Consider the following 20065-nt stretch of genomic DNA (forward strand, 5'->3'; position numbering starts at 1 on the left):
TGATTGTATATAGGGAAAAATCCTAATAAAAGGGGAAAGAGGGAAAGTATGAATACCGTGACGAACGACGAATGGAAATGGTATCAGTTTGATGTAGAAGAAGCAGATGGAATAGCTGATGTCCTTAAAGACTATCAGTACCCACGAGATGAATGGTTTTGCCATCAGCTGCAAAAGAAAAACTCTAATCATATTCAAGTAGATGTAGTAGGAGAAAGTGAGCTGATTTATGGTTCACTCATTTATCATAAGAAGTCATTTGATCAAAGGGATTACGATTCGTTTCACTTTTATATTACCGAGGAGTTTATTATAACTGCGGGACTCGATTTAAAAATCCTCGAACAAACCAACCATGAACGAATGATTGAACGCATGAAGCAGTCTGCTAATACAGCAGAAAGTTTTTTTATTCTTTTAGGTGAAATTATGAAAAAGCACTTAAACGGATTTGATCAGTTTGAAAGTCATTTCAGAGAGCTTCTGTGGGAAGTGCGCCATAATAATAACATCGACGTGTTAGATGACATTCATAAAGCGAGGTACGACCTGCTTATATGGACAAATTTAATCAGTTCTGTTCGAGAAGTCACCATGGGAATCGAAGAAGCGTTTCATAAAAAAATTAACCAAACGATTCAATATCAGCGAATGTGTAAAAAAATAGAAATCGGCCTCACGCTGATTGAACAATATCAAAAAGAATTTGACGCGTTAATTAAATTAGAAGAAGTTGTGTCTACTCATCGAGGAAATGAGATCATGAAAGCTTTAACGCTTTTAACAGCAATTAGTACACCTTTAACCGCTTTTGGAGCCCTTTGGGGAATGAACTTTAAAGGGATGCCGGAGCTTGATTGGAAGTTTGGCTATATCTACGCGCTCATTTTAATTGTTCTTTCAACGGTTGCTCTTTATCTCTATTTAAAAATGAAAGGCTGGACGGGAGATCTGTTAAAAGGAAGAAAAAAGAATTCATTTTTTAAATAAGCTTTAATAAAAGAGGGTGAGACATAACTAAATGAATCCAACCCAAAGGCGAACAAATGAGATACATGAGCTGGCCTGCTTATGACACCGCAGTTGATTTCCGTGCAAGGCTTCGCTTTCCGCGGGCGGCCGCTGGGCCTCCACGTCGCTTGCGCTCCTGCAGGGTCTCATCTGTTCCGCTTTTCCCGCAGGAGTCTTCGCCTTGCCCTCCAATCAACTGCTAGAAGGAACAAAATAGATCAAACTATATTCACCATCACAAAAAACGAACCACTCATCAAACATGTTGATTAATGGTTCGTTTTTCACTTGGGCTAAAATATTTTTGTCCCAGCCTCTTTGTTGTTTGTTAGCCTCGCCTCCACGTCGTAGGCTCACCTGAACGAAGGCACCTTGGAAATAAATCGTTTTCTTTTAGCTTTACTTGATTGCCGTTTTCGTCGGTATAGCGACCGGTTTGCGGAACCAATTCTCCGGTTGAAAAGGCGTCATCTACGGGCTTCCACGTCGTGGATTCACGTGTGTGTGGACACGGTGTAAAAAGATCATCTTTTTGAAAAATCTTAATTTCTCCTTCAGCGCAAATATAAGCACCGGATTCTGGTACAGCTTCACTCGTTCGATAAATGTTCTGTACGGTCTTCACATACATCCAACCTTTCTTTTTGATTAGTTGTATTTTAGTGTCCCTGTCGTGGCGTCCATGTACGTGCGGTCTTCTATAATATCCGAGTCGTCTAGCTTTCTAAACGGAGCGCAGTAGCAGACAACACCCGTCTCGATTTCAATTTCTTGAAATCCGTATGCACGGCAAAGGTATTCGCCGACCTCGCTTGGAGCTGGATGCGTATCCAGCTCATCTAACGCTTCATTAAACATCTCTAAAAATTCTTTTTTTGAAAATTTTTTCTCATGATGCAGTGTTACTGGGTCTCCAGAATCTGTTCCTTGTGCTAACGCGTAAAAATACATCGTCCTCACTCCTTGCATATATATAGTCGTGCTTTTGCTGAAATGTAGAAACATTGATTGTTAGTAAGTAAATTCCCTTAAATAAACAAAATAAACGCATCTGGAAGAAAACGGTTTCTTTGTGATTGTAATCTTAGAGAGAATTCAGTGCTATCAGCGTTTGATAGCAAGCTGCCACAGGGTGATAATCGGCTTTAGGAGCCGGGCTTTTTTTCGAGCTGTAGCGTTCGTTTTGTTGATTTAACAGCTGATACCAGCCTCCATATGTGTGATCGATAAAGTGTTTCTGAGAGTAGGAGAACAGGGCGTCGTATGCTTTCCAATATCCGCTGTCTCCGGTTTTTACCCCGAGCAGTGAAGCCGCAGAAATGGCTTCGGCCATCACCCAGTAGTTTTTATCCGGGTCAATGACCTCTTCTTGAGGAGACAGCGCAAAGTAAAGACCTCCGTACTTAGCATCCCAGCCTCCGTTCCACCCCTTATCAAACAAATACTTTGCACGTTCTGTCATCCAGTTTTCCGAACGGTGCCGATCAAGCCATAAAAGCAGCTTGCTCCATTCAAACTGATGTCCTGGTATAAAGCCGTACGGACGAAATTCATCTTTTGTATCGTTTTTATTGTAGTCCCAATCCGGCTGCCAGTCTGTATCATAATGCTCCCAAATCATGCCGCCAGATCGTTCAGCAAGCTGCTGAGTAACGCCTTTTGCAAGCGTGTACGCTCGGTCTACGTATTTTTTATCTCTTGTTGCTTCAAAGGCAGAAAGCATCGCTTCACACATATGCATGTTTGCATTTTGGCCCCGATAGAAAGAAGAAGCTGACCACGATGCGTTCCATTCGTCTCGGTAAAAGCCGTGCGCATCTTCCCAAAAGTACTTTTCCATCACGTCATATACCTGTTCAATTGTTTCTTTTGCTTCTAAAATGCCGGCTTGATACGCGATGGAAGAAGCTAAAAGAGCAAAAGCGTGGCCATACGCTTGTTTAGAATCATCTTTTACTTCTCCGTCATCGGCTATTTCAAAAAAATACCCGCCGTGCTCTCTATCATAATGGTTGTTTTGTAGAAAACGAATGCCGTGCTGAGCTGCTTCTTTGCACCAATCCGGTCCGTCTAAAAGAGCCCCTACACTGAAGATATAAATAAAGCGCGCCGTACTTACCAAGTGCTTTGAATGCGTGTTGTTGACGGTGCCGTCGTCGTAGTATTCATGGATATACCCGCCGTTTTTCTGGTCAATACAAGCGGGGTAGTAGAAATGAAGCGTATCAAAAATATGCTGTTTTAATGTGTGAGGTTTTCGAAACGCAGTTGAGGAAAAATCCGTTGCCGTGTTCATTTTATCACCATCTCAATCTTTGTTTTTAATTGTTTTTTACCCTAAGCCATTGGGAGTAAACGTAAGGGTTTTTTTGCTGTTTTTGCTCTATTATTCTATTTTTGTTGAAAATGTATCAGTTTGGAAACAAGTTTGAAATATTTTGATATACTTTTGACACGATTATCCGGTATTCTAAAAGTACGTGCTAGCTGGAACGAACAAATGTACAGAGCCTCTAGACGTCAAATGATTTTATTTAGTGTGGCTAGTTTAAGATTGAGCTTAAACATCGGATCCTGTTTTCACTTAATCTATTAAACTGGCAACATGTATTTCTATTATATTTTGCAAATGAGGTATAAAAAATGACAGAAGTGAACAAACAAAGATTTTACAAAAAATTAGCGGTAACAGGTCTTGCTTTTACACTTGTAGGAGCTGGAACTCTAGGTCTTCATTCCTTACATTTTACGGGTGAGCCAACTGTCGCAAGCGCAGCAGCGGAAACCTATACAACCACGGCGAATTTAAATATTCGAAGCGGTCCATCGACGTCCAACGCGATTATTGCGACAGTTAAACAAGGCACACAGCTAACGGTAGTTGGACAAGCAGCAAGCGGCTGGCTGAAAGTAAGCTATCAAGGCAAAACGGGCTACGTAAGCAGTGAGTATGTTAAAAAGTCAGGGAGTTCAACGACTAAAACTTATGTAACAACTGCAAATTTAAATATTCGAAGCGCTCCATCGACGTCAAGCGCGATTGTTGTAACGGTCAAACAAGGCACGCAGCTAACGTCGACAGCACAAGCAGCGAACGGCTGGCTAAAAGTAAGCTATCAAGGCAAAACGGGTTACGTGAGCACGCAGTACGTAAAAGAATCAACGGGTTCTTCTGAACCGGCTCCAGCTCCGGAGGCTTCTGTCTATGTGGCAACGGCGAATTTAAATGTTCGAACAGCTGCTTCAACTTCTGGTGCGGTTATCGCAACACTGAAAGCCGGCACACAGCTCGACGTAACGGCTAAAGCAGCAAACGGCTGGCTAAAAATTACGTATCAAGGGAAGGTTGGCTATGTAAGCGGTCAATACGTACGAGCATTAGCTGGGATGAAAGTGGTTTCGAACCCTGAAAGTATACAAGTTGTTGTGAATAAACAAAACAAGCTTCCGGAAAACTACGTTCCGAAAGATTTAGTATATACAACGATTCCGTTTACATTCAAAGAACAAACGGAAAAGAAAAAAATGCGCAGTGAAGCAGCCGCTGCTATTGCACAGTTATTTGCGGGTGCGAAAAAACAAGGCGTTACGCTTCTTGGCGTATCAGCTTACCGTTCACATGCAACGCAAAGCGCGCTTTTTAGTTCGTATGTTCAACGAGACGGTTATGATAAAGCGGCAACTTATAGCGCACTGCCAGGCACGAGTGAACATGAAACAGGTCTTGGAATTGATGTAACAAAAGGAGACGGCACATGTGCTGCTCAAGACTGCTTTGGCGGAACAAAAGAAGCAGCTTGGCTCGATGCCCACGCAGCCGAATATGGATTTATTATTCGTTATCCAAAAGGGAAAGACGCGGTAACCGGCTATAAATATGAGCCGTGGCATTTGCGCTATGTAGGCAAACCAGTGGCGCAGGCGATTAAGAGTAAAGGCATTACGCTTGAAGAATATTACGGAATTAAGTAGGTTTAAAAAAGAGGCTGGAATAAAAGTAGCTTAGTTGACGGAAGATCCGAACGCGTTTGATTTAGAATCAAACGCGTTCGGATCTTTTTATTGTTGTGGTAAAGATAGCTTTCATGTATGTAGGTGCTTCTAGTGGTTTGTTATGCCTCAATCTCTTTTATTTTTGTTCATCATGTTTACCTTTCTTGTGAAGGAGGGTAGGTAATGATACAAAAGAACTACTGTTTGTACATTTAAAGTTGAGTTTGTGTGTGAAAAGATCTAGTGTATATTTCATACAGAAGTGTAAAGTACAGGGGGCGTTCATCTGTGAAAAAACGAAGGAGATGCATCCTATCATGTTGAAAGATCATATGTTTGAATTTTATTTTGATCAAATGAATGAGCTGGTTTTTTTGGCGGAAGTAAAGAACCAGCATCTTTATTATAAAAAAATGAATAAAGCGGCTGCTAAGCTTGTACGGTACCAAGGAGAAGCGGGCATGCGGCTAGAAAGCGTACTCCCTGAGCGGGCGTATCACTCCCTTTACCCTTACTATATAAAAGCGATGGAAACAAAAAAGCCAGTTACCTACCATGACATAAATACCTTCTCAGATGCAGCTGAAGCGTTTGAAACAACGCTTACCCCCATTTTTGATGATACCGACAATAGTACGCACTTATTAGTGATGAGTAAAAATATCCAAAAGTTAAAAAAAGATTTAGCCCAAAGTATGGAGCGGTATAAGTCGCTTTTTATGAACCATGAAAACGCCATATGTATGATGGATTTAAGCGGTAAAATTGTTCAAGCAAATCCTGCCTGTGAGCAAATGTTCGGCTACGATACGCAAGAGATCATCAATAGTTCTTACATGCAGCTTCTAAAAGAGCTGAAGATTGATGTCCGTGCTTTGCCTTTGCATCACATCATATACGACCAAAGCTACAGCAAAGAAATCCAAGCGTGGCACAAAGAAAAAGGAATGATTTATTTATATGTTACAAACGTGCCCATCATCGTGGAAAATGAATGGATGGGTATTTACTTGATTGCTCAGGACGTTACGAAAGAAAAGGTAGCTGAAATAAAGCTGGAAAACACGGTGAAAGATTTAGCAAACATGAAGTATGCCCTTGATGAGTCCGCAATCGTAAGCGTCCTGGATCCATATGGAACGATTAGGTATGTCAATGATATGTTCTGTACAATATTTGGCTATGAAAAAGAAGAGCTAATCGGACAATCATACAAGTTATTTGATGTAAGCTATGACCTTCGGGTTCTTGAAAGTATTGGCCAAGGAAAGGTTTGGAGAGGGCAAGTCAAAAGCATAACAAAAGAAGGCGTCATCGTGTGGAGCCATAAGACCATCGTTCCGCTGACCGATATTCATCACCGAATCTCAAGCTACGTGCTGATTCAAACTGATATTACTGCGCAAAAAAACCTAGAAAATCAGCTGAAGTTTAAGGCGTTTCATGACAGTTTGACGGGGGTGCCGAATCGAATGATGCTGCAAAAACAAGTGCAGGCTGCGATCGAGCAAAAGGAAAGATTTGGCCTGCTGTTTTTAGACTGTGATAATTTTAAAGAAGTGAACGATCAATTTGGTCATGATATCGGCGATGCATTTTTAATCCAGTACGCACATCGCTTAACGTCTTGCATTCGCACATGTGACGAAGCTTATCGCCTCGGAGGGGATGAATTTGTTATCTTGCTTCGGCACATTGAAAGGCGCGAGGAAATCCAGCAGATCATGGAACGAATTCACCGAGAGCTTCAAAAAGAATGGAGTATTGAATCCTGCATTTTTACAGCTACATCGACCATTGGAGCCGCTTATTATCCAGAAAACGGAGAGTCGTTTCAAGAACTGCTAAAACAGGCGGATCAAGCGCTGTACGAAGGAAAACGACAGGGGAAAAATAACGTGAATTTCTATAAAAAAAACCAATCTGTAGCCGATTCTATAGATAAAGAAAGTATTGTTTAATATAGAAAGGATAAATATGAATAAACATAAATTAATGGTTGTTTTATCAAGCGGAGCAGTGATACTTTCTCTGCTCATACATATCATTCATCGTATTTGGCCGATGGAGATGTCCGGCATGTCGATGGAACATAATTCAGCGCCAGGCGAAGTGTCATTGATCTTTTTGATGCTTCCTATTGTTTTTCTTGGTGTGCTGCTTGTACTGTATGTTAAAAAGCATGAGCTAGTACCTGCGTTTGTGACGCTAACGCTCACGTTTTCAAGCATCAGCACGGTTATAGGCGGAGGAGGAATGGTTGAGTATCACTTTTCAATTTTTATGGTGATAGCCATTCTTTCCTACTATGAAAATGTAAAGCTATTATTGTTAATGACGGGTATTTTTGTCGTCGAGCATCTAGTGGGATTTTTCGTGCCATTTTTTACACCGATTATTTTCGGAACGTCTTCTTATTCCTTTTCGATGCTTTGCCTTCACGCCGCTTATCTGATTTTTACATCAGGGGCAACCGCTTGGCAAATTACTTCAAAGAAAAAATACACAGAACAGCTTCAGCAGCAAAATAAACAAAAGCAGCACATCATTTATGACATGATGAAAAAGCTGCATGAAACGAATGGTCAGGTAAGACAAACGGTTGCTGACTTAAAGGAAAGCTTAGAAGAATCGCAAGCAGCGAGTCATCATACGACGGCTTCAATGCAAGAACTAGCCGCAGGAGCGGACCAGCAGGTAATAATGGCTCAAAAAAGCAGTGAGTTTCTAGAAGAGATGACGCAAGGCGTAACCAAAATAGCCGAGGCTTCAGCGGCAGTCAGCGAAGCTTCTGATCAAACAGCAAATGAAGCCGTGCAGGGAAAAGAAAAAATTCAAGAAGCCATTCAACAAATTCATACAATCGATTCTTCTGTTCAGCATGCAGCTAGCGTTATTCATCAGTTAAAAGAACGTTCTGCAGAAATCAACGATATTATGAGTGTGATTTCAGGCATTGCTGCACAAACAAATCTACTGGCGCTAAATGCTGCAATTGAAGCAGCGCGCGCAGGCGAACATGGTAAAGGGTTTGCGGTCGTAGCAGCGGAAGTTCGCAAACTTGCAGAACAATCCAATCAGTCAGCCGAACAAGTAGCAAGACTCATTCAGCATATTCAGCAAGAAACGTTTCAAGCCGTAGCATTCATTCAATCAGGAACTGCTGATGTAAAAAACGGTATTTTACTAGCCAACGAAGCGGAAAATGTTTTTAATCGAATCGCCGACGCATCTACGTACGTTCACGAACAAATTCAGCAAACGGCTGCTTCCGCACAGCAAATAGCAGCCGGATCTACGCAGGTGCTCCATGCCGTCAGCGAGATGACCGCTTTTGCGAACCAATCAGCGGCAAGTAGCAGCAGCATTTCTTCTGCTTCCGTGCGTCAGCTGGAATCGCTGCAGACTATCGACCAAACGGCGGAATTTTTAAGTGAGTTAGTTGAAGAGCTTGGCAGCGTAACGGAAAAGTTAGCGAAGCAAGCGTGAGTGAGGTAGAGCAGCAGATGACGTAGACGTACATAATTTTTAGCCTCTTCATTAGAAATACGATTCGCTTATTTTCCAGTTATATGTGATAAAATGGAAGGATAAGTAATTCATCTTTTATATGGGGGAATGGCATATGGATAGAATGGAAGAACTTACACAGGCCGCAATGAGTGGAAATAATGAAGAAATAAAAGTTTTGATTGGTGAAAACCCTGCACTTATTAATGAATTTAATTTAGACGGATGGACACCGCTTCACTTAGCCTCGTATTTTGGGAAAGAAGAAACTGTAAAACTATTGCTATCATTAGGAGCGAACATGAAAGCTCGGGCGAAAAATAGCAATGAAAATATGCCGCTTCACGCAGCTGTTGCCAATAAACAGACAAAAGTGGTAGAGATTTTATTACAGGGCGGTGCAGACAGCAACGCCAAGCAAAGCGGCGGATGGACAAGCCTTCACGAAGCTGCCCTGCTCGGCGCAGAAGACATCGTCAAACTTTTAGTTGAAAACGGAGCTCAGATTCAGGTGAAAAAAGATGATGATCAAACGCCGCTTGATGTAGCGATAGAGAATGGACAAGAAAATGTAATAAATCTATTAAAAAATTATGTAAATACCAACGCTTAAAAAATTTTCTGCCTTTAGATCACTGAATCTAGTACAAATCCCCTTTTTTGAGATATGAAGCTATCTGCAAAAGGGGATTCATACTTTTCTCTAAAAGCTAATGTTCCATTTGTTTAGTTGTTTGTTGGAGAAGGAAATCTTGCTGCTTCAAAATGTGAGCCATCTTCGGATGTGACGATTGTACCGGCTATGCTGCTTTGAACAAAAACTTCAACGCGGTCTCCAGCTTCTAAATTATAAATAGTAGAAACGGATACCGCATTAACAAACGGTGTGTTCCCGCCAAAGAAATCGTTATCGATAGCAATAGCGGTTGTCCCATTTACACGTATTTCAATGCGAGTTCTATAATCTAGCATCTGGTCGTTAGGAGAGAATCCAATTGTAGCAATGATGGAATATACGCCATCTTTTTTGGGGCGGAAGGTAGAAGTAATCGGGTTATATTCATTTGCTAAATCAAATTGTTCAGTTGGGAAAACGGCTTTTACAAACGTATTTGCAGGAACATTTTGAGGCATCGTTAAATTGAGCGCTCTAAATGCTGACTCCCGTGTACTTCCTTTTTTGTCTTTATCTTCTTTACATTTAGAAGCCCAATCATGTGACTCCTCATACAAATCCTCTGCGCGTCCATAAGTCCAAACTTGTGATTCTTCAGAGCTATCTTCTTCGTGACCATAAGCCCAGCCGCGTGCCTCCTCAGGAGCATCTTCTTGATGCTGCTCTTTCTTATTGTTAAGGGAAGCTTTCTTCCTGTGAGGATAAGATTTTTCTACATAATATTTATCATCTTTATCATTGTAATGGAAATAATACTTTTTTATAATAATCACCCTTTCTTTGCAGTACTCTATACTGTATTCACTCATAGAGGAAATGTTTGGATACTTGTCCGACAACTTTAGAACTGTGTTTTTTAATAGCCACTAGTAACTAATTTTGAATGTAGAAGTATTTGCATCATAAAAGACACCTCGTTCGAACGAAAGTCGAAGAGGTGTTTTTATTCGAAGAGTATTCGATTCGAGAGTCTACTCATAACCTGTATGTAAATGTCACTCTATTAGTCAACAGGGTTTACTTTTATAGCGCTGGGTCCTTTAGCTCCTTCTTGGATTTCAAACTCTACTTTTTGTCCTTCTGACAGGTTTTTATATTCTTCACGGTCGATCGCATTAGAGTGAACGAACACTTCTTTTGATCCGTCCTCGGGTGTGATAAATCCAGATCCTTTTGGTTCATTGAACGATTTAACGGTTCCTTTATGTTTGCTCATTGATAAATCCCCCTTATAAGTATAGAAATAATTTCTTAATAGGTTTTTACCCAAACGCTGAAATCTCAATCATTTTTATGATCGTTATACCGATTAGAAGAGTCGGGAAAAGCAAATAGGGAGGGCTTAACAATTTTTTCATTTCAGTTATATTTTTATATTGTCTGTGATATAACTATTGTTATAAAATGTAATCGTTAATTCTGCTAACTAAAGGAGATAAAGAAAAAAATGAGGGATGAGTTGTTATATATAGGGAAGAAAATTATCGATAATAAACAGGAATTAGCGATACAATTTTCTGATCTGATGGACTCTGAATATAAGCGGAAGCTTGTTTACCATGAAGAAAGCGAAGTTTTAAAATGGAGAGCAGAACTCATTGAGTATTTAGGCGAGTCGTTATTCGAAGAGCACTCGGTCGTTTTAAAGAAAATCATTCAGTGGGGTACAGATATAGGAAAAGTGGCTGTGGAAAACGGACTTTCGTTGAGTCAAACGTTAAAATCACTCGCGCTGTTTCGAACAGTGATATGGGGCGTTTTTACAGAAGAGCTGCAGCAGAAGCAGTTTGCTCCTATTACGATGCTTGATGTAAGTAAAAAAATTGATCCGATGCTTGATCAGCTTAATCATATATTTGTCGAAATTTACGAAGAACATAATACCGAAACCATAAAACGCGCTTATGCAGCGCTAGAAGAATTATCAGTTCCCATCGTTCCTCTTTCTGAAGGAATCGCTGTGATGCCAATCGTTGGACAAATTGATACGCATCGTTCGCAGCTTATTATGGAAACGGCCTTAGAAAAAAGTGCTCAGCTGCAGCTGAGTTATTTAATATTTGATATTTCAGGTGTTCTGATCGTCGATACGATGGTAGCGGACAATATTTTTCAAATCGTAAAAGCTTTACAGCTTATCGGCACTAAAACGATGATTACCGGAATACGTCCGGAAATCGCGCAAACCGTTGTTGATTTAGGCGTCGATTTTGGAACAATCAAAACAAGAGCTACGTTAGAAAAAGGTCTTGAAGAAATAGGCTTCAGTAAACTGCCAGAAAATCCGCAAAGAAAACCAAACAAATGGCCTTTTCAATAAATAAAAAAAGTAAGAGGCTTAGACAAAGTATGTTAGTTGAAGTCAAACCCGAACCATTAATTTGATTGATGGTTCGGGTTTTTTTGTTGTTATGGTTGTTGTTATGGTGAACGTAGGTTTCATGTATGTAACTGCTTCTAGCTGGTGATTGGAGAGCAAGACGAAGACTCCTGCGGGAAAAGCGGAACAGGTGAGACCCCGCAGGAGCATAAGCGACGAGGAGGCTCACCGGCCGCCCGCGGAAAGCGAAGTCCTGCACGGAAATCATCAGCGGTGTAAAAAGCAGTCCAACTCATTTATCTCATTTGTTCGTCTTTCGATTGGGTTGATTCAGTTATGTTTCCATCTCTTCGTTTTCTCGTGTCTCTAAAAAATAAAAGAAAGGCTTATATTACGAAAAATTTAAGAGGAAGTCACGGCGTCACATGTTACATTCTTTGTAAAAAGGGGTACTGGTAAAAAGAAGCATTTCAAGCGCTTTTCAATTACATTAGCCGTCTAAAATTAATTAATTGTCAATTTCGAATAACATAAATTATTTAAATACTTAGACAAACAAATGAGGAAAATATATACTTATTAGTGTTGTCACGAAAAGATAAAGGGGAGAAACAAGGATGGATATCAAACGTCAAAACGTTGATTTTGGTAACTCAATTTTTCAAACGCTAGTGGATGGTTATTACTATGAAATTCCTACAAACGTAGTAGAAATCACAAAAGATCAGGCAGAGGGGCATTTTCCTTCAAGTGTAAATGAACCGGAATTACTTCTTCAAAATTTACTGATTTCTACCACAATTGAAGGAGTAGAAAAGTATTATTTAGTAGGAGACGCCGCAGAGAAACACGTGCTAGGCAATATCCATATTAATAAGTTACATAATAAAACTGAATCTGATATTCCTTATGTAATGTTTTTAGCTTCAGTTGCTTATTACAACATACTTAAAGGAAAAGACAAAGAGGATAATCATGTGGGGATTAATTTTTTCTCGACTATGCTTCCGATTTGGCTGCTTAAGAAAACAAATAAATTCAGTGAAATGCAGCAGAAGATGGCCGAACGTTTTCAAGGAGAGCATACGGTTACAGTATTGACTCCTGGATTAGAAAAAACGCTCACTGTGAACATCGAAACGAGCAAATGCCGTATTGAAAGCGAAGTGGCTCGCTGGGCGATCAAAAAAGATTTTGAATTACAAGATAGAGAAGAAGCAAATGCATTCAAACATTTTGAAACACTAATTGTAGATTTGGGCGGAGGTACGGTTGACCTGGCACTGCTTCCTGCAGGACTTCAAGCTCCTAAAAGCAGAAATTCGTTGAAGTGTCTTACGGATATTTCATATTTGAAGCATATTGAAAAGCTAAGAAATGAAAAGCTGCTTGAGTATTTTGATGATGTTCGTTCATTAGAAGAATTTATTATTGCCAATATCCATAAAGCAAAAATGGAGCAAAGAGACGGCAACAGCGGGAAAAAAGTAGATCTCACGGAGCCTATTCACGCTTCGCTTAGAGAATACACGCAAATTTTATTAACAAAAGTTGAAAATCTATTTCCATCGCCAAAAGATAAAGTCTATAAATATATTTATATTGGAGGACTGGCTCCTATCCTTCAACAGTTTATTGCAGAGCAGATTGATAACATGTACGGGGAAGAAATCAGAGAAGAAAACCATCTTTTCTTGCCGGAGACACGAAAGTTAAATTTATACGGTCTTGAAATTTTAAGCAGACATGAAACAAACGCAGCGGTTCACGCTTAAAAAGGGGGAGCATACATGAGTCATCAACACACTCGCCTTAAGGAAGCGCTAGACGATTGGTACGGTCAGCTAAGCTCCCAGGTGGCTGCACCATTTTACTTATTATCAAATGCGTTTCTAACAGCTGGGAATCTATCAGCAGATATGATGGGAGCAAGGGGAAAGACCGTAAGTAATAGAGATGAACATGCAAGTTTTACAATTGAAACTGCTGACATTCCGTCAGAAGTGTCTTCATTTCTAAAAGAAAAACAGCAGGCAAACGAGCTGCAGAACTATATAGTGAGACTCATACAGCAAGACTTGCAAAAAATGAATAAAAAAGATGAAGTCGAGTCGCTCGTTCATTCACTTCGAAAAGAGCTGCTGGGCGAAATTGACTTGCTAAAACAAGAAATGAATTCACGTTTTGCTGCAAATCGTGAGGAATATGAGTCCTCGCAGGCAAATGAACTTCAGGATTATGTAGCGAAGCTTGTGGAACAAAACGGGCAGAAAGACAGCCGCGAAGAAGATTTTCAATCGTTAGTTCATTCATTGAGAAGCGAGCTGTTAGGAGAAATTCACTTGCTTAAAAAAGAGCTTGGCTCTGCGTCAGTTCCTTCTTATAAGCAGCTGAAGCCCGTTACAGATGAGGAAGAAACGTTTAAAGAAGGTCAATTAATTAAAAGTGAAAAAGTGACCGGAACCATTCAAGAAGATATCGATGTAGATTTTTAAACAGAAAGTAGAGGCGTGATATGCCTCTACTTTTATTATTTTTCTATTAAAAATGGAGCTGGGGCAAAAGTATTTTTGCTAAAGGAAATCCGAACGAGTTTGATTCTTGATTGTGAATCCAACTTGTACGGAAATTAACAGCGGTCCGATGTAAAAGCTTTAGCGTATACATCATAAATCTTTTTGGTTTCTTTTTAGCTTTTTTTGAAAATATAAGCAAATATCAAATGTAACGATGGTACAAATACTGCATTTTATCATAAACCAAAATAGAGCTTCGTTTATGCCAAATCCGCCAATCGAAGCTTTTAGTTCATTTAGCTGCCTGAGAATTAAATTTATGTCGTTTTCATAGGCCACAGTAAAAGATTTAATCACAAGCATGGTCATAATGACTGCTTCTACCGATATATATAGAACTTTTCTTGCTAGTTTAAGGGAAGGATTTACGTTTGATTTAGGAATTTTATAAAATAATTTCATCGCCCGTTTGCCTTTCAGTTATTTTAAGCTGTTTAAAAAGGTTCGTTTATTCTATAATTCTTTCTTTGGCTATAAAATCCTTTATGTATAGCAAGTTAAAAAAAGCTCGCTAGAAAAGGTAGTACACCGATTTTCTAGCGAGCTTATGTTAGTTAATGTTCTTCAGCTAAGGCATTTGCTTTTGTCACATGAACTGTGCCAAACGGATGGTTTGGAGGAGCGTAGATGGAGTAAAGCTTTAGCGGAGTGGTACCCGTATTAGTGAGATCATGCCACGTTCCGGCAGGGATAAATATCGCATCATCATCGTAGACTTTTCGTTTAAAGATTAGGTTGTTTTTACTTTTTCCCATTTGAACAACGCCTTGCCCTTGTTCAATGCGCAGGAATTGATCAACGTTAGGGTGGATTTCTAAGCCGATATCTTCACCGGGCTTGAGACTCATTAGCGTCACTTGTAAATGTGTTCCCGTCCATAAAGCAGTGCGGTACGTATTGTTTTGCTTTGACGCTTCATTAATGTTAATAACAAATGGCCTTGGTCCGTAGTCCTTTAATTTCCCGTTTCTTTGTTGAAACTGTTCGCTGGTGTGATAGTGATTCGGCACATAATAACTATATGGCTGCCAGCCATAGTACACTGGGGTCTGCCACTGATGATAATAAGGTGCATAGTGCATACTCATTCTCCTTTTCTCGTTTCATTTTTCTTTTCATCCTATGCTTTTGTCAAAACGGTTGATACCATTTGCCTTTTTGTCCGCGGTCTTTATCCACTTATTTTTTGCCCAAATCATGTAATTAATGATTTCTCTGAGCTCTTTGATTGTTTTTCGGTGGTTAAAAAATACTTTCATCACTTTAATACGATAATTCAGTAAAAAATATATCGTATGAAAACGTTTTATTTGATATAATTTTAGAAGATGAAAATTATTTTAAAGGGTGACGTTCATTGAAAGAAAAAAAACTTCAAGAATTAACTGAACATCTTAATAATTTATTCAACAATTTAATTCATGGATCTATCACAGAAGGTGAATTTAATGAGCTGTCCGAAGAGCTTTACAGGAAGCAAACGAGGCTGCGCTATGAGATAGAGTGTGAGAAAGGTTCGTATTACCGAGAATATTTTAAAGGCTAAGGCTTTGTATTAGACTGCTTTATAAGAAATAAGAAAAGACCTCCATTTAGGGGGCCTTTTCTTCACTTCTAGTAGTAAGTGGAGTGATACTTTCTATTTCAATAAGTATATTAGTATATTTACTTCATAAAAAATACAGCTGTTGAAGGTCTAAAACTCGCTATTCACCCCCAAAAACCTGTATGATAGGTTTAAGATTGCCGCATATGAGATATATGTATAGTAAAAAGGGGTGATGAGCTGTGAAGTGGTATAAAGGAGTTGTCATGCAAGTCTTAATGACAGAAATCGAAACAGCAAGAGAGCACATGGTTATGTTGGGACTTACAGAAGGTCTTACAAGTCGTAATACAGTTCGAATCAGTCAAACCCTGGATTATTTATTAAATGAACTAAGTAAAGTGATGGCCGCAGATTAATCGTATTTTATATATAAATGAAAAGAGCTGCTGATTTCACGGCAGCTCTTTATAAGTTGCCTTCACGTTTGCTTTAATGTTTATGATACTATTTATACAGTTATCTCATAGCAAAGAAAATAGGGGATTTGATTATATATATCGTATAGTAGAAACCTAGAAGATGAGTTGAAAGCACCCTTGAAAAGGGAAGCTTAGATACATAAAGCAAACGCCGTACTAAGAATGGCGATGGAGGGTATAGTGGAATGGAATATCATATTAAAGAGGCCGCTGCAAAGGTAGGGCTGCCTACGCATACGCTTCGATACTACGAGCAGCAAGGGCTTTTGCCTTTTATAAAAAGAGACGAAAACGGAAATCGTATTTTTAGCGAGTCGGATATCGAGTGGCTGGAATTTATTATTTGCTTACGAAAAACAGACATCTCTCTTTTAGAGTTACGTAAAATTGTTGAATTAACACAAGAAGGTGATGATACAATCGGTTTGCGCAAGCAGATATTTGAAAAGCATAGAGAGAAAATGATGGAAAAACAAAGAGAGCTGGACGCAGCTTTTAGAAAAGTGGAAACGAAAATTGACTACTATGATAAATTAGAGCAAAAGTACCGGGAAGAGCTTTCATCTAAAGCCTAATTTACCGTTTGTTTTTTATTTTATAAAGAAATAAAAAGCGGGCAGCTAATCCAATTAGCTGCCCGCTTTTTTCTAAACTTACAGTGTAGAAATGTCAATAACAAATCGATAGCGAACGTCGCTGCGAAGAACGCGCTCATACGCTTCGTCTACTTGATTTGCATCGATAACTTCGATCATAGGAGCAACGCCGTGTTCAGCCGCAAAATCAAGCATTTCTTGTGTTTCACGAATGCCGCCTACAAGTGAACCCGCAATGCTGCGACGTCCCATGATAAGGGAGAATACGCTGTATTGATCTGGGTTAGCAGGTGCGCCCACGTTAACAAGCGTTCCATCTACGCGAAGTAATGATAAGTATTGATCTACGTTTAAGTTAGCCGATACCGTGTTTAAGATAAGGTCAAAGCGACCCGCTAATTCAGTAAATGTCGCTTCATCACTTGTTGCAAAATAATGATCTGCACCAAAGCTTAGTGCTTCTTCTTTTTTATTGTTAGAACGGCTCAATACCGTCACTTCAGCACCCATTGCATGTGCAAATTGAATCGCTACATGTCCAAGGCCGCCCATTCCCACGATCGCCACTTTTTTGCCAGGGCCAGCATTCCAGTGCTTTAATGGAGAAAATGTTGTAATCCCTGCGCATAGAAGCGGACTTGCTGCATCCATACTTAAGTTATCAGGAATACGAACAACGAATCCTTCTTTTACGACGATTTTTTGGCTGTAGCCGCCGTATGTACGGTTTCCGTCGTAATCCAATGAATTGTACGTTTGAACAACGCCTTTTGTACAGTATTGCTCGTCACCGTTCACACAGTACTCGCACTCTCCGCAAGAGTCAACGAAACATCCAACGCCTACGCGATCGCCAACCTTGTATTTTGTTACGTTTTCGCCAACCGCTTCAACCACTCCTGCGATTTCGTGACCAGGAACCATCGGGAACATCCCGCCGCCCCACTCATCAAATGCACTATGAATATCAGAGTGACAGATACCGCTAAACTTAATATCAATTAAAACGTCGTCTGCTCGCAGTTCTCTGCGTTCAATTGTCGTATTTTCAAATTTTGCCTTTGCGTGCGGTGCACTTAAAACACGTGATGTTGTTGTATGTTGATGATTATTACACATAAGTAAAAACACAATCCTTTCGTATTAAACATAACCAGTTGCTACTAAACGTGCATTCACTGACTACGCTTGATGTATTTAAAAACTACAATACTAGCTTAAACGTTAAAGTCGACTTTAAAGCAAGAGTTTTTTGAAAAAAATTTCGTTCTATGACTTTATGAAAAAAGGAAAGGAAGGAATAGCATGGCAGCTTTCTATCTATGTTTAGTTAAAAGAAATTCTTCAAGGGTGCGAGCGGCAGCTTGTTCATCAACTCCATTTGTCAGCAGTGTTATTTCATCTCCTTTCTTAACAGCCAAAGCCATTACCTTCATGATGCTTTTTCCACTTACACATTTTCCATCTTTCGCAAGAAAAATATCACTTTGAAACGAACACGCTTCGCGTACAAACAAAGCTGTATGTCTAGCTAGAAGTCCACCGGAAAGTTGCACCGTTATTCTTTTAATTAGCATAGTGTTTCCCCTTTTTTGTATTTTAAAAACTATAAAACTAGCTTAAACGTTAAAGTTAACTTTAAGGCAAGGGGGAATTTGGATAAAAGAGTCATTTAAATGACGGTAACTAAAAGTAAATACAGTAGACATGTTCAGAAAGGTTAAATAAGAACTTATTGTTAAAGGAATTTCCACGTTCTAACCAGAAAAACAATATATATCATTTTCTGGAGGAATACGATGAAAGAGCTAAAAAAGTTAGAACCGCTGCAAGCAGCTACACAATTTATTTCTAAGCATTATCCTAATTGTCAGGGGGCATTACTTGCCGGAAGCGTAGTCAGAGGCGAAGCTACACATACGTCCGACCTTGATCTTGTTATTTTTGACGATAGCTTTACCTCTTCTTTTAGGGAGTCACTCATTGAATTTGGATGGGCCATTGAAGTTTTTGCTCATAATCCGACTTCATACCAAGTCTTTTTTAAAAGCGACTGTAAGAGGGCTAGACCTTCATTGCCAAGAATGATTTCCGAGGGAATTATTTTAGTGGATAAAGGAGTAATCCAGTCTATAAAAAAAGAAGCGAAACAATTACTAGAAAAAGGACCGGAAAAATGGTCGGAAGAGACGATTGAACTAAAAAGATATTTTGTAAGCGATGCGTTGGATGATTTAATCGGTTCTTCAAATACAGGTGAAGCACTTTTTATTGCCAACACGCTCGCTTATATAACGCATGAATTTGTGTTAAGAACAAACGGTCATTGGATCGGGGATTCTAAATGGATTGTCCGGTCTTTGAATCACTATAATGAACGCTTTAGTAAAGAGTTTGTAGAGGCATTTGATACCTTTTATAAAACAGGGAATAAAGATAAAGTGATTCAACTGGTTGATAAAGTGTTAGAACCATATGGAGGCCGGCTGTTTGAAGGATTTTCACTGGGGAAAGAGAGAGCCAATCAGTAGCATAGTGCTTATTATAACCCCACTACTATTTCTTTCTAGTAGTGGGGTTTATTTTTTGGAATATTTTCATATGCTTAAAGAGTTTGTCCGTTATCAATCGTAAACACTTGGCCCGTCACGGACTCTTGTTTTAACTGAAAAAGAATAGCATCTGCGATATCTTCAGGAGAAGAAATGCGCTGAAGAGGCAGATTTCCTGCAAGCTGATACATTTTATCTTCGTTGCCAGACCACCACCTTGTGTCGACTGCACCAGGAGAGATGCAGTTGACTCGAATATGGGGTGCCAGTGCAATCGCTAACGACTTCGTCATCGTGTGAATCGCTGCTTTTGTTGCTGCATAAGGAATAGACGAGCCAATTCCAGTTGTGCCGGCAACACTTCCTACATTAACAATCGCTCCTGACTTTTGTTTTTTCATATGTGGAACGGCTGCTTTTACACAGTGAAACATGCCTTTTACGTTTATATCATATAAAGAGTCCCATACGTCATCCGTTGCAGACTCTAAGTCATGCATCGGGATTTGAGCAGTAATACTAGCGTTATTCACTAATCCATCTAACCGTCCGAATTGTGCAATCGTTTGATGAATCATTTCATTCACTTCATTCTCGTTGGCTACATTCGCTTTAAAAGCAAAAGCCATACTTCCTTTTTCTAAAATTTCTTCCACAGCTTTTTTAGCTTCCTTTTCTGAGTTGCTGTAGTTTATCACAAGTTTTGCGCCTTTATCGGCTAGCTTTAAAGCCGTTGCTTTGCCTACACCAGTGCCTCCGCCTGTGATAATAAATACTTTGTTTTTAAAATCGTTCATTTCTCT

General features: G+C 39.6%; 24 protein-coding genes. 13 read left to right on the forward strand and 11 right to left on the reverse strand.

Annotated features, from left to right (window positions below; translation table 11 throughout):
- Positions 1-48 precede the first annotated feature (48 nt).
- Positions 49-990 carry a magnesium transporter CorA family protein gene (locus ACXAE4_RS10305; RefSeq protein WP_221781414.1) on the forward strand — a complete coding sequence of 314 codons (942 nt, stop codon included), beginning with the start codon at positions 49-51 and terminating at the stop codon, positions 988-990.
- A 79-nt stretch (positions 991-1069) separates the two neighbouring features.
- Here ACXAE4_RS10305 and ACXAE4_RS10310 read toward each other — a convergent pair whose 3' ends face one another.
- The 4 genes from ACXAE4_RS10310 to ACXAE4_RS10325 form a co-directional block, all read right to left on the reverse strand.
- A complete protein-coding gene (locus ACXAE4_RS10310; protein ID WP_176343688.1) occupies positions 1070-1207 on the reverse strand; it encodes a hypothetical protein in 138 nt (45 codons plus the stop codon).
- 132 nt (positions 1208-1339) lie between these two features.
- A complete protein-coding gene (locus tag ACXAE4_RS10315) occupies positions 1340-1642 on the reverse strand; it encodes a hypothetical protein (RefSeq protein WP_289578146.1) in 303 nt (100 codons plus the stop codon).
- 17 nt (positions 1643-1659) lie between these two features.
- Complete coding sequence (locus tag ACXAE4_RS10320; RefSeq protein WP_048019436.1) at positions 1660-1962, reverse strand: hypothetical protein; 303 nt, start codon at positions 1960-1962, stop codon at positions 1660-1662.
- A gap of 133 nt (positions 1963-2095) precedes the next feature.
- Positions 2096-3307 carry an AGE family epimerase/isomerase gene (locus ACXAE4_RS10325; RefSeq protein ID WP_289578145.1) on the reverse strand — a complete coding sequence of 404 codons (1212 nt, stop codon included), beginning with the start codon at positions 3305-3307 and terminating at the stop codon, positions 2096-2098.
- 347 nt (positions 3308-3654) lie between these two features.
- Between ACXAE4_RS10325 and ACXAE4_RS10330 the strand changes: the two genes are divergently transcribed.
- The 4 genes from ACXAE4_RS10330 (at position 3655) to ACXAE4_RS10345 (ending at position 9127) form a co-directional block, all read left to right on the forward strand.
- Positions 3655-4983: an SH3 domain-containing protein gene (locus ACXAE4_RS10330; protein ID WP_289578144.1), complete on the forward strand. Its 1329-nt coding sequence runs from the start codon at positions 3655-3657 to the stop codon at positions 4981-4983.
- Positions 4984-5321: 338 nt separating this feature from the next.
- Complete coding sequence (locus ACXAE4_RS10335) at positions 5322-6965, forward strand: sensor domain-containing diguanylate cyclase (protein ID WP_034328140.1); 1644 nt, start codon at positions 5322-5324, stop codon at positions 6963-6965.
- Positions 6966-6981: 16 nt separating this feature from the next.
- Positions 6982-8493 (forward strand): methyl-accepting chemotaxis protein, encoded by a 1512-nt coding sequence (locus tag ACXAE4_RS10340; protein WP_081732906.1) that lies wholly within the window; start codon positions 6982-6984, stop codon positions 8491-8493.
- Between the two features lie 136 nt (positions 8494-8629).
- Entirely contained in the window at positions 8630-9127 is a 498-nt protein-coding gene (locus ACXAE4_RS10345; RefSeq protein WP_028414688.1) for an ankyrin repeat domain-containing protein, read from the forward strand.
- Between the two features lie 113 nt (positions 9128-9240).
- Here the strand turns inward: ACXAE4_RS10345 and ACXAE4_RS10350 are convergent, their stop codons facing one another.
- Together ACXAE4_RS10350 and ACXAE4_RS10355 are read right to left on the reverse strand one after the other, a co-directional pair.
- Complete coding sequence (locus tag ACXAE4_RS10350) at positions 9241-9747, reverse strand: hypothetical protein (RefSeq protein ID WP_028414687.1); 507 nt, start codon at positions 9745-9747, stop codon at positions 9241-9243.
- A 446-nt stretch (positions 9748-10193) separates the two neighbouring features.
- The gene (locus ACXAE4_RS10355; RefSeq protein ID WP_028414686.1) at positions 10194-10406 is read right to left on the reverse strand and encodes a cold-shock protein; all 213 of its coding nucleotides are present in this window, start codon (positions 10404-10406) and stop codon (positions 10194-10196) included.
- A gap of 231 nt (positions 10407-10637) precedes the next feature.
- Here ACXAE4_RS10355 and ACXAE4_RS10360 point away from each other — a divergent pair, with 231 nt between their 5' ends.
- From ACXAE4_RS10360 to ACXAE4_RS10375, 4 genes are all read left to right on the forward strand, one after another.
- On the forward strand, positions 10638-11510 hold the full coding sequence (locus ACXAE4_RS10360; protein WP_028414685.1) for an STAS domain-containing protein: 873 nt from the start codon (positions 10638-10640) through the stop codon (positions 11508-11510).
- A 144-nt stretch (positions 11511-11654) separates the two neighbouring features.
- Entirely contained in the window at positions 11655-11789 is a 135-nt protein-coding gene (locus tag ACXAE4_RS10365; protein WP_255906673.1) for a hypothetical protein, read from the forward strand.
- Positions 11790-12127: 338 nt separating this feature from the next.
- A complete protein-coding gene (locus tag ACXAE4_RS10370; RefSeq protein WP_028414684.1) occupies positions 12128-13285 on the forward strand; it encodes a ParM/StbA family protein in 1158 nt (385 codons plus the stop codon).
- 15 nt (positions 13286-13300) lie between these two features.
- Positions 13301-14005 (forward strand): hypothetical protein, encoded by a 705-nt coding sequence (locus ACXAE4_RS10375; RefSeq protein ID WP_028414683.1) that lies wholly within the window; start codon positions 13301-13303, stop codon positions 14003-14005.
- 171 nt (positions 14006-14176) lie between these two features.
- Here the strand turns inward: ACXAE4_RS10375 and ACXAE4_RS10380 are convergent, their stop codons facing one another.
- A complete protein-coding gene (locus tag ACXAE4_RS10380) occupies positions 14177-14488 on the reverse strand; it encodes a hypothetical protein (protein WP_028414682.1) in 312 nt (103 codons plus the stop codon).
- 152 nt (positions 14489-14640) lie between these two features.
- Complete coding sequence (locus ACXAE4_RS10385; RefSeq protein ID WP_028414681.1) at positions 14641-15168, reverse strand: cupin domain-containing protein; 528 nt, start codon at positions 15166-15168, stop codon at positions 14641-14643.
- A 275-nt stretch (positions 15169-15443) separates the two neighbouring features.
- On the opposite strand from ACXAE4_RS10385, the gene ACXAE4_RS10390 reads away from it, so the two are divergent.
- From ACXAE4_RS10390 to ACXAE4_RS10400, 3 genes are all read left to right on the forward strand, one after another.
- Positions 15444-15632, forward strand: coding sequence for a hypothetical protein (locus tag ACXAE4_RS10390; protein ID WP_028414680.1), 189 nt, complete (start codon positions 15444-15446; stop codon positions 15630-15632).
- A 242-nt stretch (positions 15633-15874) separates the two neighbouring features.
- Positions 15875-16051: an aspartyl-phosphate phosphatase Spo0E family protein gene (locus ACXAE4_RS10395; protein ID WP_223260221.1), complete on the forward strand. Its 177-nt coding sequence runs from the start codon at positions 15875-15877 to the stop codon at positions 16049-16051.
- 248 nt (positions 16052-16299) lie between these two features.
- Positions 16300-16689 (forward strand): MerR family transcriptional regulator, encoded by a 390-nt coding sequence (locus ACXAE4_RS10400; protein WP_028414679.1) that lies wholly within the window; start codon positions 16300-16302, stop codon positions 16687-16689.
- Positions 16690-16767: 78 nt separating this feature from the next.
- Here the strand turns inward: ACXAE4_RS10400 and ACXAE4_RS10405 are convergent, their stop codons facing one another.
- Together ACXAE4_RS10405 and ACXAE4_RS10410 are read right to left on the reverse strand one after the other, a co-directional pair.
- The gene (locus ACXAE4_RS10405) at positions 16768-17829 is read right to left on the reverse strand and encodes an NAD(P)-dependent alcohol dehydrogenase (RefSeq protein WP_028414678.1); all 1062 of its coding nucleotides are present in this window, start codon (positions 17827-17829) and stop codon (positions 16768-16770) included.
- A 197-nt stretch (positions 17830-18026) separates the two neighbouring features.
- The gene (locus ACXAE4_RS10410; protein ID WP_028414677.1) at positions 18027-18287 is read right to left on the reverse strand and encodes an HPr family phosphocarrier protein; all 261 of its coding nucleotides are present in this window, start codon (positions 18285-18287) and stop codon (positions 18027-18029) included.
- A gap of 222 nt (positions 18288-18509) precedes the next feature.
- Here ACXAE4_RS10410 and ACXAE4_RS10415 point away from each other — a divergent pair, with 222 nt between their 5' ends.
- Positions 18510-19241, forward strand: coding sequence for a nucleotidyltransferase domain-containing protein (locus ACXAE4_RS10415; protein ID WP_028414676.1), 732 nt, complete (start codon positions 18510-18512; stop codon positions 19239-19241).
- A gap of 74 nt (positions 19242-19315) precedes the next feature.
- Here ACXAE4_RS10415 and ACXAE4_RS10420 read toward each other — a convergent pair whose 3' ends face one another.
- Positions 19316-20059, reverse strand: coding sequence for an SDR family NAD(P)-dependent oxidoreductase (locus ACXAE4_RS10420; RefSeq protein ID WP_028414675.1), 744 nt, complete (start codon positions 20057-20059; stop codon positions 19316-19318).
- Between the last annotated feature and the right edge of the window lie 6 nt (positions 20060-20065).

This window comes from Priestia sp. ABM2_011 (assembly GCF_056158845.1).

What these genes read in the sequence shown, in the direction of transcription:
- ACXAE4_RS10305 (WP_221781414.1), top strand. Translation starts at nt 49, where the DNA reads ATGAATACCGTGACGAACGACGAATGGAAATGGTATCAGTTTGATGTA.
- ACXAE4_RS10315 (WP_289578146.1), bottom strand. Translation starts at nt 1,642, where the DNA reads ATGTATGTGAAGACCGTACAGAACATTTATCGAACGAGTGAAGCTGTA.
- ACXAE4_RS10320 (WP_048019436.1), bottom strand. Translation starts at nt 1,962, where the DNA reads ATGTATTTTTACGCGTTAGCACAAGGAACAGATTCTGGAGACCCAGTA.
- ACXAE4_RS10325 (WP_289578145.1), bottom strand. Translation starts at nt 3,307, where the DNA reads ATGAACACGGCAACGGATTTTTCCTCAACTGCGTTTCGAAAACCTCAC.
- ACXAE4_RS10330 (WP_289578144.1), top strand. Translation starts at nt 3,655, where the DNA reads ATGACAGAAGTGAACAAACAAAGATTTTACAAAAAATTAGCGGTAACA.
- ACXAE4_RS10335 (WP_034328140.1), top strand. Translation starts at nt 5,322, where the DNA reads ATGTTGAAAGATCATATGTTTGAATTTTATTTTGATCAAATGAATGAG.
- ACXAE4_RS10340 (WP_081732906.1), top strand. Translation starts at nt 6,982, where the DNA reads ATGAATAAACATAAATTAATGGTTGTTTTATCAAGCGGAGCAGTGATA.
- ACXAE4_RS10345 (WP_028414688.1), top strand. Translation starts at nt 8,630, where the DNA reads ATGGATAGAATGGAAGAACTTACACAGGCCGCAATGAGTGGAAATAAT.
- ACXAE4_RS10355 (WP_028414686.1), bottom strand. Translation starts at nt 10,406, where the DNA reads ATGAGCAAACATAAAGGAACCGTTAAATCGTTCAATGAACCAAAAGGA.
- ACXAE4_RS10360 (WP_028414685.1), top strand. Translation starts at nt 10,638, where the DNA reads ATGAGGGATGAGTTGTTATATATAGGGAAGAAAATTATCGATAATAAA.
- ACXAE4_RS10370 (WP_028414684.1), top strand. Translation starts at nt 12,128, where the DNA reads ATGGATATCAAACGTCAAAACGTTGATTTTGGTAACTCAATTTTTCAA.
- ACXAE4_RS10375 (WP_028414683.1), top strand. Translation starts at nt 13,301, where the DNA reads ATGAGTCATCAACACACTCGCCTTAAGGAAGCGCTAGACGATTGGTAC.
- ACXAE4_RS10380 (WP_028414682.1), bottom strand. Translation starts at nt 14,488, where the DNA reads ATGAAATTATTTTATAAAATTCCTAAATCAAACGTAAATCCTTCCCTT.
- ACXAE4_RS10385 (WP_028414681.1), bottom strand. Translation starts at nt 15,168, where the DNA reads ATGCACTATGCACCTTATTATCATCAGTGGCAGACCCCAGTGTACTAT.
- ACXAE4_RS10400 (WP_028414679.1), top strand. Translation starts at nt 16,300, where the DNA reads ATGGAATATCATATTAAAGAGGCCGCTGCAAAGGTAGGGCTGCCTACG.
- ACXAE4_RS10405 (WP_028414678.1), bottom strand. Translation starts at nt 17,829, where the DNA reads ATGTGTAATAATCATCAACATACAACAACATCACGTGTTTTAAGTGCA.
- ACXAE4_RS10410 (WP_028414677.1), bottom strand. Translation starts at nt 18,287, where the DNA reads ATGCTAATTAAAAGAATAACGGTGCAACTTTCCGGTGGACTTCTAGCT.
- ACXAE4_RS10415 (WP_028414676.1), top strand. Translation starts at nt 18,510, where the DNA reads ATGAAAGAGCTAAAAAAGTTAGAACCGCTGCAAGCAGCTACACAATTT.
- ACXAE4_RS10420 (WP_028414675.1), bottom strand. Translation starts at nt 20,059, where the DNA reads ATGAACGATTTTAAAAACAAAGTATTTATTATCACAGGCGGAGGCACT.